Origin of the sequence: Sutcliffiella horikoshii (assembly GCF_019931755.1) — a bacterium.
Lineage (GTDB): Bacteria > Bacillota > Bacilli > Bacillales > Bacillaceae_I > Sutcliffiella_A > Sutcliffiella_A horikoshii_E.
The window spans coordinates 1921730-1934708 of the sequence record NZ_CP082918.1 but is presented as its reverse complement, the minus strand read 5'-3'; the positions used below and the strand labels follow the sequence as shown (position 1 = coordinate 1934708).

Here is a 12979-nt window from a genome sequence, read left to right as displayed (position 1 = left end):
CACCTAAATCTTAATTAATCATGCAGGTCCTTCACACACCAATTATTCATGAAAAACTTTCTTTGGTTTCATGAGGCCTGGCTTTGATGGATGTTTCATATAGATGGCCAAGCATTTATCATTATGGAATACACTAAAGTATTCAATAGATTCTTCAATATTTTCCGGGTACGGCAAAACCGCACCATTATACACTTTCTCTGCTACTTTATCACTAATCTCCAACTTAGGCAATGAACTTAGTGCTTTTTCCATCGGCAATAGTTTCTCTTCGACCCCGCCTTGTTCTGCAAGCTCACTTAATTGTTCTAAAGTGATTGCTTGATCGATGGTAAAGTCTCCAGAGGAAATTCTGGTCAAATAGGACATGTGGGCAGGATAACCAAGCAATTCGCCTATTTGTACAGCAAGGGTTCTTACATATGTACCTTTACTGCAGTTTACTTGAAAGGAAAATTTGACTTGGCCTTTTTGTTCTTCATATGTAATATCACTTGTTAGGAAAATATCATGGATGGTCACTTTTCTTGAAGGTCTGTCGATTACCTTCCCTTCTCTTGCGTATTCATAAAGCTTTTTCCCTTTAATTTTAACAGCGGAGTACATTGGCGGCGTTTGGTCAATTTCTCCTGTAAGCTCTTGAAGGACGGAAAGTATTTTTTCTTTTGCTATGGGGTTGTCCACCCGTTTTTCTTCTACTACTTCCCCTGTTTGATCTTCTGTCGTGGTTGCGGTGCCGATGGTGACTTCAGCCACGTATGTTTTTTGTTCTGCTGTGAGGAATTCTACGACTTTTGTAGCTCTGCCGATGCAGATAGGAAGGACTCCGGTTACTTCTGGATCTAGTGTCCCGGTGTGGCCGACTTTTTTTGTTTTTAGTATTTTTCTCACTTTAAATACGCAGTCATGTGAAGTGAAGCCTTTTGGTTTGTTTAAAATAAGAATGCCATCCATTTAGGCCACCCCTTTCATTATTAATAAGTATTCCCCTGTAGATTGGAGTGCAAGGTGTGAGACTCCTGCGGGGGGTAACGGTTGGTTGAGACCCCGCAACGAAGTGAGGAGGCTCAAGCATCGTCCCGCGGAAAGCGAACGCCTGGAACGCAAATCAACAGGGAGTTAATGCGAGCAATCATTAGAGTCAACAAAAAGGATAGACAAGTGCTGCCTATCCTTTTCTTTTACTCTTCATCATCAGAATCAGAGTCTTTTTTATTCAATTCATGAATCAGGCTCTCGATGTGATTACCGTAAGCGATGGATTCGTCAAATTCAAAGAAAAGCTCTGGAGTTTTTCTTAAGCGAATTCTTCGTCCAATTTCACTGCGGATGAAGCCTTTAGCTTTTGCCAAACCAATCAAAGTGTCTTGTCTTTTCTCATCGTCTCCAAGCACAGAGATGAAAACCTTGGCTTGTTGAAGATCTCCAGTAACCTGTACATCCGTTACTGTTACAAAGCCTACACGAGGGTCTTTGATTTTACGACCAATGATATCGGAAAGCTCTTTTTTCATTTGCTCTCCAACTCTGTTTGATCTGAGTGTCATACCTTTCACCCCTTTAAAGCCAATCAAGCGAAGTTTCTGCCCGCTCTATCTCTGGAAAGGAATCCAGATAGTCGAGCACTTTTTGCAATTCTTTCTCGGTGATGGATTTGGATGAAGAGATGGATACAATTCCAATCTTCGTCCGTTGCCATACGTCTTGATGATCAATCTCTGAGATGGAAATATTGAACCTCTGTTTCAGCCTTGTAATAACGCGCTGAAGAACTGCCCTTTTTTCCTTCAAAGATTGAGCATCATAGATCATACAGTCACACTCTAAATATCCGATCATTTTCTTTCGATTTCTTGCATTACGTAAGCTTCGATGATGTCGCCTTCTTTAATATCGTTAAAGTTCTTGATTGTTACACCACATTCGTAGTTTGTCGCCACTTCTTTTACATCATCTTTGAAACGCTTGAGTGTATCAAGTTCTCCTTCAAAAATAACGATTCCGTCACGAATTAGACGAATGCTGGAATCACGAGTGATTTTCCCTTCTGTTACGTATGCACCTGCAATGGTACCAACTTTAGAAACTTTGAATGTCTGGCGAACTTCTACTTGACCGATTACTTTTTCTTCAAATTCAGGGTCAAGCATACCTTTCATTGCCGCTTCAATTTCTTCAATCGCTTTATAGATGATACGGTGAAGGCGAATATCAACATTTTCAACATCTGCTGTACGTTTCGCACCAGCATCTGGGCGAACGTTGAAACCAATAACAATCGCATTGGATGCAGAAGCAAGGATAATATCAGATTCTGTGATAGCCCCAACGCCAGTGTGAATGATTTTCACTTTCGCGCCTTCAACATCAATTTTCTGAAGGGAAGCAGCCATCGCTTCTACAGAACCTTGAACGTCTGCTTTCACAATAAGGTTGATTTCTTTCATTTCACCCTGCTTGATTTGTTCGAACAAGTCATCAAGCGTTACACGTGTTTTTTCACTGCGTTGTTCTTGAAGTTGCTTTTGAGCACGGGCTTCTCCGACGTTACGAGCCGTTTTCTCATCAGAGAATACCATGAAGTTGTCTCCAGCTTGTGGCACTTCATTTAGACCAGTTATTTCAACTGGTGTGGATGGACCAGCTTCTTTCACGCGGCGTCCAAGATCGTTGACCATTGCACGAACACGACCGAATGTGTTACCAACTACGATTGGGTCTCCAACACGAAGCGTCCCTTTTTGTACCAGAAGGGTCGCAACGGAACCTCTGCCTTTATCAAGCTGGGCCTCAATAACCGTACCTGATGCCGCACGTTTAGAGTTCGCTTTGTATTCTTCCACTTCAGATACAAGTAGGATCATTTCAAGAAGTGTATCGATGCCTTCTCCATTGATTGCAGAAATTGGTACAAAGATAGTATCTCCACCCCAAGCTTCTGACACTAATCCGTGTTCTGTTAATTCTTGCATAACACGGTCAGGATTGGCACCTTCTTTATCCATTTTGTTTACCGCAACAATGATTGGTACTTCTGCAGCTTTGGCATGGTTGATTGCTTCCACTGTTTGAGGCATAACACCGTCATCTGCTGCAACAACAAGAATGGTAATGTCTGTAACTTGTGCTCCGCGGGAACGCATCGTTGTAAACGCAGCATGTCCAGGAGTATCAAGAAAAGTGATTTTCTTGCCTTGATCCACTTCTACTTGGTACGCACCGATATGCTGTGTGATACCACCAGCTTCACCTGCAGTAACCTTTGTGTTACGGATAGAGTCAAGAAGTGTTGTTTTACCGTGGTCAACGTGACCCATGATTGTAACAACTGGTGGACGCTCTTCCATTACTTCTTCTGTATCTTCGGAATCGTATCCTTCAAAATCGGTTACTTCGAAGATAATTTCCTCTTCCACTTCCACGTTGTACTCGCCAGCGATCAACTCGATGGAATCTTTATCAAGATCCTGGTTGATAGTCGCCATGACACCAAGCATCAAGAGCTTTTTGATGATTTCAGAAGGCTCTTTGTTTAGCTTGTTTGCCAATTCACCAACTGTCAGGGAACCAGTGAATGTGATTTTAGAAGGAGTTTCTTTTTTCTTCACAGGTTGTGGCGGAGCTTGTTGTTGTCCGCGGTTTTGGTTTTGTTTATTGTTTTGTTTCTTTTTCCCTTTAGAGGAATGATTGTTATTGCTGTTGTTATTATTAAATGGCTTTTTAGGTGAAGAAGTGTTTTTACCTTTTCCGCCTTGGCCGCCACCTTGAGATTGATTATTATTTTGTTTCTTAGGTGCAGAAGCAGTGTTTTGTGGCGCTGCTTTCTTTGGTGCTTCTGTTTTATTTGTGCCGTTCAATTTTTGGATCGTGTCGTCGTCTAATGTTGCCATATGGTTTGATACCTCAATATTCATTTCTTTTAGTTTTGTAATGACATCTTTACTTGATACGTTCTTTTGCTTTGCGTATTCGTACACGCGTAATTTCGTCATACATTCACCCCCAAAGATTAATCGAGCATGGTGAGTAGTTTTTTGGCGAACCCTTCATCAAGAATGGCGACCGAAACTCTCGCATCTTTTCCTATCGCTCGACCTAACTCATACCGATCGTCAACCGTTCTGATCGGCACGTTATAGTACGTACATTTATCTTGTAATTTTTTCATCGTGTTAGCAGAAGCGTCGCTTGCCAATAGCACCAACTTCGCCTTTCCTGCTCTCACTTCTTTAATGACAAGTTCTTCCCCTGTTATGGTCTTTCTTGCTCTTGTAGCAAGACCGACAATGGATAGCCATTGATTATTCATGTGTTGAGTTATTCTCCGTTTCTACCAGCTGAAGTAATTCATCATACAATGAATCATCAATCGCTACTTCCAGGTGACGGGCTAAGATGTTTTTCTTTTTTGCAAGGAGGATGCTCTCCTTGTTACTTGCAAGATATGCCCCTCGTCCTGACTTTTTCCCTGTAGGGTCAATCGAAACTTCGCCTTCTTTAGAACGGACGATACGAATCAATTCCTTTTTCGGCTTCAGTTCTTGACTTGCCACACATTTGCGCATTGGGACCTTTTTGCGATTGTTCACCTGATTCACCTTCTTTTAAAAATCAGTCTTCAAAATTGTCGTCATCGTAGAATTCATCATCCAAATCTTCTGTATCGTTTTTGGATAGAGAAAGACTTGGGTAAATCCCTAGTTCTTCTGCTTCAGATTCACTCTTGATGTCAATTTTCCAACCTGTTAACTTAGCAGCTAGTCTCGCATTTTGTCCACGTTTACCAATTGCTAAAGAAAGTTGATAATCAGGTACGATGACTGTTGTTGCCTTTTCTTCTTCATTAACTTGAACTTCCAGTACTTTAGAAGGACTTAATGCATTTGCAACGAACTCAACAGGATCTTTTGACCATCGAACGATGTCAATTTTCTCTCCTTTTAATTCATTAACAATTGCTTGCACCCTTTGGCCTTTTGGTCCAACACAAGCTCCTACCGGATCTACTTCAGGATTGTCACAGTGAACGGAAATCTTTGAACGGTCTCCAGCTTCACGCGCAACGGACTTAATTTCAACGGTGCCATCATAAATTTCTGGAACTTCAAGTTCAAAAAGGCGCTTTAAAAGTCCTGGATGAGAACGCGAAACAAAAATTTGTGGGCCTTTTGTGGTTTTTTCCACTTTTGTAAGGAACACTTTAATTCTATCATGAGGCTTGTAATGTTCATTAGGCATTTGCTCATTAACTGGCAACAATGCCTCAATTTTACCAAGGCTCACATAAATGAATTTAGAGTCTAAACGTTGAACGATCCCTGTCATAATATCTTCTTCACGTTCGATATATTCAGAGTAGATGACTCCTCGTTCTGCTTCTCTTACTCTCTGAGTTACTACTTGTTTTGCTGTTTGCGCTGCAATACGACCGAAGTCCTTTGGTGTGACTTCAATCTCAACCACATCATTTTCTTGATAGTTCGGATCGATTTGACGTGCTTCCTGAATGGAGATTTCCAGACGGGAATCAAATACCTCGTCTACTACGTCTTTTCTTGCAAATACACGCATTGTACCTGTTTCCAGGTTCATATCCACTCGTACATTTTGTGCTTGATTAAAGTTTCTTTTGTAAGCAGATATAAGTGCAGCCTCTATCGCTTCAATAATTACATCTTTGCTAATGCCCTTTTCCTTTTCCATCAGGGTTAAAGCATCAAATAACTCGCTGCTCATACAACCATGTCCCCCTTAAAATACCTATGATTCATAATTTTTTACCAATTACTTAAACAAAGTGTAATTGATTTGTCTGGTTCGTTTTAGAACCTGACAGCCAAACGTGCTTTCGCTACTTTTGGATATGGAATGGAAACTTCCTTTTTACGTGTTTTTATAGTCATGGAGAGTTTGATTGTTTCTCCATCGAAATCCAGAAGATCACCTTCAAAGGACTTCAAGCCGTCGATAGGTTCATACGTTTTAATGTTGACATATTTACCGACCGATTTCTCGATGTCTTCCTTCTTCTTTAGAGGGCGCTCAGCACCAGGAGAGGAAACTTCCAGGAAATAGTTATGAGGAATCGGATCTAGTTCATCAAGCTTTTCACTTAACTTTTCACTTACTGTCCCGCAATCCTCGATGTCGATACCGCCTTCTTTATCGACGAATACACGTAAAAACCAAGAGGACCCTTCTTTTACATATTCAATATCCACTAATTCTACATTCATTTCTTTTACGATTGGAAGAGCTAGTTCTTCCACCGTTTCTGTAACATTTTTGCTCATCATTTTCCTCCTTCGCAAGCGCGAGACGATGTGTTTAAAATCTGAACAAAAGACCCTGCCAATAAGCAGGGAATCATAAACAAGCAAGCTTATGTAAAGCTGATACGAAAATCTAACGTTCCCTTTTTTCTCATTGTCATGAAAAAACAAGGTTGCCAGAAAAAATGGGAATACAATACGAAAGAGTGGGTTTCCCCACTCTCTGCTAATTACCTGTATATAGCATTTCCAATGTAAATATATCATATCCGTATGAAATATGCAAATCTTTCTAGTGTTTTCAGGGGTTCACGGCTTTTTAGATCCAGAAATACTCCCTGTTTCCTTTCGTTGCAGATGTTCGCTTTCCTAGGGGCGGTGCTTGAGCCTCCTCGCTGCGCTGCGGGGTCTCAAGCTACCGCTATCTCCCTCAGGAGTCTCACATCTTCCACTTCAGTCAACAGGGTGGATTGAATAAACCAGTCGTGTCCCATAAACATTAGAATAGTGATAGTTGGTTTTGGTCTGGCAGGCCTGTTAGGCAGCCGTGGTTGTCGAGGTATTCCAAGATTGTTTTGGAGATTCTGCCTCTTTGTTGTAAGTCTTCTTTGGACAAGAACTCTCCATCGGCTCTTGAGTTCACGATGTTGATCGCTGCGTTTGTTCCAAGTCCCGGAATGGAATTGAATGGCGGAATCAGGGAATCGCCTTCGATTAAGAAATCAGTTGCGCTGGATTTGTATAAGTCCACCTTTTTGAAAGAGAACCCTCGTTCACTCATTTCTAATGCAAGTTCCATTACTGTAAGTAAGGATTTTTCTTTTGGTGAGGCTTCCAAGCCTTTTGCATTGATTTCTTCTACAACTTTACGGATGGCTGCAGAACCTTTAACCATTGTATCGATATCAAAGTCATCGGCGCGAACGGTAAAATACGCTGCATAGTACATTAATGGGAAGTGCACTTTGAAATATGCAATACGAACTGCCATAAGCACATATGCTGCTGCATGGGCTTTCGGGAACATGTATTTTATTTTCAAACAGGAGTCGATATACCATGCCGGCACATCGTTTTTGATCATTTCCTCTTTAAACTCATCGGATAGACCTTTTCCTTTACGAACCGATTCCATGATCTTAAAGGCCATGGAAGGGTCAAGTCCTTTATAGATTAGATATACCATGATGTCATCACGGCAACCGATAACTTCACTTAATGTACAAGTCTTATTGTGGATAAGCTCTTGTGCATTGCCAAGCCAAACATCGGTACCATGAGATAATCCGGATATTTGCACTAATTCAGAGAATGTCGACGGTTTTGTATCTTCAAGCATCTGTCTAACAAACCTAGTACCAAACTCAGGAATCCCGAGAGTTCCTGTTTTACACATGATTTGTTCTTCTGTAACGCCAAGCGATTCCGTTCCGCTGAAGATCTTCATCACATACGGATCATCTGTAGGAATGGTCTTTGGGTCAATCCCACTAAGGTCCTGAAGCATCCTGATTACGGTCGGGTCATCGTGTCCAAGGATATCAAGCTTAAGCAAGTTATCGTGAATAGAATGGAAGTCAAAATGTGTCGTTTTCCATTCTGATGACTGATCATCTGCTGGATACTGGATCGGGGAGAAATCAAAAATATCCATATAATCCGGAACAACGATAATTCCGCCTGGATGCTGTCCAGTCGATCTTCTTACCCCTGTACATCCTGCTGAAAGTCTGTCCACTTCAGCTCCACGCAATATTAAATTGCGGTCATTTGCATATCCTTTTACATAACCATAAGCGGTTTTGTCAGCAACTGTACCAATGGTTCCCGCCCTGAATACATAATCTTCTCCAAACAGCACCTTTGTATAGTTGTGGGCTCTCGGCTGATATTCACCTGAGAAGTTCAAATCGATATCTGGTACCTTATCCCCTTTAAAACCAAGGAAAGTTTCGAATGGGATATCATGGCCGTCCTTCGTGAATGCCTCGCCGCAATCCGGGCAATCTTTGTCTGGCAGGTCAAATCCAGAGCCTACTGATCCGTCATCAAAGAACTCTGATTTTTTACAACTTGGGCACACATAGTGAGGAGGCAATGGGTTTACCTCAGTGATTTCTGTCATGGTTGCCACAAAGGACGATCCAACAGAACCACGTGAACCTACGAGGTATCCATCATCCAATGACTTTTTCACAAGCTTTTGGGAAATCAAGTAGATAACTGCAAAGCCGTGACCGATAATACTTTTTAATTCCTTTTCAATCCGCTTCTCAACAATCTCTGGTAGGTCGTCGCCGTAGATGCTTCTTGCCCTGGAATAACTCATCTCCCGGATTTCTTCATCTGCACCTTCGATTTTCGGAGTATAAAGGTCATCTTTGATTGGTTTGATTTCTTCAATCATTCCTGCAACCTTTTGGGTGTTGGATACAACGATTTCTTTTGCTTTTTCTTCTCCAAGGAAAGAGAAGGCCGCAAGCATTTCATCTGTTGTTTTAAAGTGAACATCCGGCAATTGATGCCTGTTCAACGGATTGGCACCTGATTGAGAACGAACCAAAATCTCTCGGTGAATTTTATCAGTTTCTTTTAAATAATGTACATTACCTGTTGCCACCACAGGTTTTTCAAGTTTTTCACCAAGTTTGACAATGTTGGTGATAATCTCTTTTAGCGCTTTTTCATCTCGGACTAATTCCAGCTCCAACAAATGTGCATAGTTGCTTGGTGGCTGAACCTCGATATAGTCATAGAATTCGGCAATCCCTTCCACTTCATCTGGGGATTTTTGCATCATACCCTCAAAAACTTCGCCCTTGTCACAAGCTGTCCCGACAATTATGCCTTCACGCAGCTTTTGCAACTGTGATCTTGGGATACGGGGAACACGGAAGAAGTAATTCATATGTGAAATGGAAACTATTTTAAAGATGTTTTTCAAACCTATTTCATTAACGGCTAGCAGTGTGACATGAGAAGGTCTCGCCCGTTTATAAGCATCCGTTGTACCGGAATGCTCATTTAATTCGTCATGAAATGTTATCCCTTTTTCCAATGCATCTTTTAGCATCTTTACCAGTAAATAACCTGTTGCCTCTGCATCATATATTGCACGGTGATGCTGTGTTAATTCAATATCAAACTTCTTACATAATGTATTTAAACGGTGATTTTTTAACGTTGGAAATAGGAGACGACCCAATTCCAATGTATCAATGACAGGATTCTTTGCCTTTCCTAACCCTATGCGCTGGAAACCGATATTCAAAAAGCCCATATCAAAGCTTGCATTATGTGCTACTAAAATATCATCCTGCATCCAATCGGAAAATCGTTTCAACACATCTCCAACTTCAGGTGCGTCCTGTACCATATCATCGGTAATGCCTGTCAAATTGATAGTAGTAGCAGAGAGTGCGTGGTGCGGATTGGCAAAAGATTCAAATCTATCAATAATCTCGCCGCCCCTCACCTTCACTGCCGCAAGCTCGATTATCGTATCATACATAGCAGACAACCCTGTAGTTTCCACGTCAAACACCACGTAGGTTTCTTCTGCAAGGTTTCGATGTGTAGGGTTATAGGCAATTGGCACACCATCGTCCACAAGGTTGACTTCAAGCCCGTACAAAATTTTCACACCGTTCTTTTTACCTGCTGCATATGCTTCCGGATATGCTTGGGCAACAGCGTGGTCTGTAACTGCGATGGCTTCATGCCCCCATTTTTTCGCTTGCGCCACTAAAGAGGAAATGGAACTTACGGCATCCATCGTACTCATCGGGGTATGCAGGTGTAATTCCACCCTTTTTTCCCCTTCTGGTGCGGTATCCAGCACTTCTTTTCCATGAAATTCATTGATATCATTAGCCATCATGACAAGGTCACGTACAAATGTATCATTCTGGATGCTTCCTCTTACTTTCAGCCACATACCTTTTTTGACTGCTTGTAATAGAGGTACATCTTCTTTATCACGGGAGAACATCTTCACCATGATGGAATTAGTGTAGTCAGTAATTTTAAAAGTCAATAATGTTCTTCCACTGCGCAGCTCTTTTGTCTCCGCATCGAATACATAGCCTTGAACGGCAACACGTCTTTCCTCTTCCACGATTTCCGCCAAGGTTTTAATTTCTGCATCGTCTTTAATGGTATAACCGATCATCACCGGCCCACTTACGGAACCTTCATCTTTAGAGGATTCTTTTTTCTGCATTTCTGTTACAGCAGCCAATGCTTTTTGTTTATCCTCTTGTTGTTTTTGTTCCACAAACTGCTGATATTCTTCCTCAGAATGAGAAAGGGTTGTGTCTAAGATGAAGGTAGGAAAGCCAAAACCTTCATAAATAGAGCAAATGGTTGTACTCAACTTTTTCTTAACAGCAATGGCTTCCGCTTCATTTCTTGCTTTAAGCATAAGCTTATTACCCTGCAGGGAAGGTGTTTGCCCGTTTAGCAGCATCATGAGCGGTGGAGAACCACCTTGTAACTCCTTTAAGCAGATCGGCCAATAGTCGGCAATATAGGAATCTTCAAATGAACGGTTCTGAACCGCTACAGTGAAGGATACATTTGCGATGTGTGCAAAGCTTTTAGTCAGTTTTTCATAAAAGAGCATATACACTTTTGCTGGGAGGATTTTTTCCAAAACAAAATGAAAGTGCCATCGTTTTGTTGTTTTTTCAACTGTGAGTTTTTCAATTCCAGCTTCTGCAAAGTAAGGAAAAATATCATCACTTGTCAATTCAAGCTGTTGAAGCAATAACCGCAATCTATCTTTTTTTTCTTGAGACATCTGGTCAAGCAAAGTTCTGTCCCCTTTCCCTTGCATAGTTGATCATCGATGTTTAATCTATTTTCGACATAATGGAAGGTACCGCCATGATGGGGTACCTTCTTTTAATATGCATTTCTATTGTACTATATTTTAACGGAGTTTTTGTATTAATTCTTCCACAGATATTTCTTCCATGTCACCTGTTTCTCTCCACTTAACTTCAACGATTCTTTCCTCGGCTTTTTTACCAACTGTTACTCGTACAGGAAGTCCAATTAAATCAGCGTCAGCAAATTTTACACCTGGACGTTCATGACGATCATCCATCAGAACAGCCATTCCGGAATTTTTCAGCTCAGCGTAGATTTCTTCTGCCAAGGAGGCTTGTGCTTCATTTTTCATATTTACAGGAATTACGTGAACATCAAAAGGGGTTACCGCTTTTGGCCAGACAATTCCGTTTTCATCATGATATTGTTCCACGATTGCAGCAAGTACACGGGAAACACCAATTCCATAACAACCCATGATCATCGGCTGGTTTCTTCCATTCTCATCAAGGAAGTTTGCTCCCATTGCTTCACTATAACGTGTACCAAGTTTGAAGATATGACCTACCTCAATACCTTTTGCAAACTTAATGACACCTTGTCCATCAGGAGAAAGATCCCCTTCCTCTATGAATCGCAAGTCAGTGTATTGCGCGTTAAAGTCTCGGGATGGATTGACATTGATGTTATGAACGCCTTCCTCATTAGCACCTGTAACAGCATTGACTAAATACTCAACAGCTGTATCTGCAATGATTTCAACAGAATCTGGTACTCCTATTGGACCTAGAGAGCCAACTGAACAGCCCATCACCTTTTGAACTTCTTCAGCTGTTGCAGTCTCAACGACAGAAGCCTGGTAAAAGTTCTTGACTTTTACATCATTTATTTCGTGATCCCCTCTTGCCAAAACAAGTACGTATTTATCATCTACTTTAAAGACGATGGATTTGATCAAGTCGGATTTCTCCATTTGCAAGAAGCTTGCCACTTCATCCATTGTCTTCTGGTCAGGTGTATTAACCTTTTCCTTGTCACGTGCCGCTTCCGCTTTCTTTTCATAATTAGCAACTACCGGTGCCATTTCTATATTCGCTGCAAAGGAAGATTCAGTAGAATAAGCAATGGTGTCTTCACCGATTTCAGATAGAACCATGAACTCATGTGTATCCTTACCGCCCATTGCTCCTGAATCTGCAATTACCGCACGGAAGTTCAGTCCAAGCCTTGTAAAAATGTTGGAATAGGCTGTGAACATCTTTTCGTAGGTCTCATCTAATGATTCTGCATTTGCATGGAACGAATATGCGTCCTTCATAAGGAACTCGCGACCTCTTAATAGACCAAAGCGCGGGCGTTTTTCGTCACGGAATTTAGTTTGAATTTGATAAAGAGATAATGGAAGTTTTTTATAAGACTTTACTTCGTCTCTTACAAGCGTGGTGATTACTTCCTCATGTGTTGCACCTAGTGCGAATTCGCGGTTATGACGGTCTTTCAGTCTCATTAGTTCTGGACCGTAGGAGTACCATCTTCCGGATTCTTGCCATAGTTCGGCAGCCTGCATTGCTGGCATAAGCAGTTCCACTGCACCTGCGTTTTCCATTTCTTCTCTTACAACGTCTTCTACTTTCTTTAACACTTTTTTACCTAGTGGCAGAAAGCTGTAGATGCCGCTTGTGTTTTGGCGGATATATCCTGCTCTTAGCAGTAGTTGGTGGCTTTTGACTTCAGCGTCTGCCGGTACTTCTCTTAGTGTTGGAATTAGCATGTTACTTTGTTTCATTTCTACACCCCATAACCATTTCTATGTATTTACATTAAACTCCCCGTTTCCTTCCGTTCCAGGTGTTCGCTTTCCGCGGGACGATGCT

At 41.5% G+C, this 12979-nt stretch carries 10 protein-coding genes; all 10 read right to left on the bottom strand.

What is annotated here, in order from left to right; genetic code table 11:
• Window positions 1–42: 42 nt before the first annotated feature.
• The gene (gene truB, locus K7887_RS09845; protein ID WP_223493359.1) at window positions 43–954 is read right to left on the bottom strand and encodes a tRNA pseudouridine(55) synthase TruB; all 912 of its coding nucleotides are present in this window, start codon (window positions 952–954) and stop codon (window positions 43–45) included.
• A gap of 227 nt (window positions 955–1181) precedes the next feature.
• Window positions 1182–1547: a 30S ribosome-binding factor RbfA gene (gene rbfA / locus K7887_RS09840; protein ID WP_223493358.1), complete on the bottom strand. Its 366-nt coding sequence runs from the start codon at window positions 1545–1547 to the stop codon at window positions 1182–1184.
• Between the two features lie 13 nt (window positions 1548–1560).
• On the bottom strand, window positions 1561–1839 hold the full coding sequence (locus tag K7887_RS09835; protein ID WP_223493357.1) for a DUF503 domain-containing protein: 279 nt from the start codon (window positions 1837–1839) through the stop codon (window positions 1561–1563).
• Window positions 1836–3992: a translation initiation factor IF-2 gene (gene infB, locus K7887_RS09830; protein WP_223493356.1), complete on the bottom strand. Its 2157-nt coding sequence runs from the start codon at window positions 3990–3992 to the stop codon at window positions 1836–1838. The genes K7887_RS09835 and infB overlap by 4 nt, the downstream gene beginning before the upstream one ends.
• Before the next feature lie 17 nt (window positions 3993–4009).
• Entirely contained in the window at window positions 4010–4309 is a 300-nt protein-coding gene (locus tag K7887_RS09825; RefSeq protein WP_223493355.1) for a YlxQ family RNA-binding protein, read from the bottom strand.
• Window positions 4302–4589: an RNase P modulator RnpM gene (gene rnpM, locus K7887_RS09820; protein ID WP_223493354.1), complete on the bottom strand. Its 288-nt coding sequence runs from the start codon at window positions 4587–4589 to the stop codon at window positions 4302–4304. The genes K7887_RS09825 and rnpM overlap by 8 nt, the downstream gene beginning before the upstream one ends.
• A 22-nt stretch (window positions 4590–4611) precedes the next feature.
• Window positions 4612–5736: a transcription termination factor NusA gene (nusA, locus tag K7887_RS09815; protein ID WP_223493353.1), complete on the bottom strand. Its 1125-nt coding sequence runs from the start codon at window positions 5734–5736 to the stop codon at window positions 4612–4614.
• Window positions 5737–5822: 86 nt separating this feature from the next.
• Complete coding sequence (gene rimP, locus K7887_RS09810) at window positions 5823–6293, bottom strand: ribosome maturation factor RimP (protein ID WP_010193320.1); 471 nt, start codon at window positions 6291–6293, stop codon at window positions 5823–5825.
• A gap of 478 nt (window positions 6294–6771) precedes the next feature.
• Window positions 6772–11073 (bottom strand): PolC-type DNA polymerase III, encoded by a 4302-nt coding sequence (locus K7887_RS09805; RefSeq protein ID WP_223493622.1) that lies wholly within the window; start codon window positions 11071–11073, stop codon window positions 6772–6774.
• A 132-nt stretch (window positions 11074–11205) separates the two neighbouring features.
• Complete coding sequence (locus tag K7887_RS09800) at window positions 11206–12891, bottom strand: proline--tRNA ligase (protein WP_223493352.1); 1686 nt, start codon at window positions 12889–12891, stop codon at window positions 11206–11208.
• Between the last annotated feature and the right edge of the window lie 88 nt (window positions 12892–12979).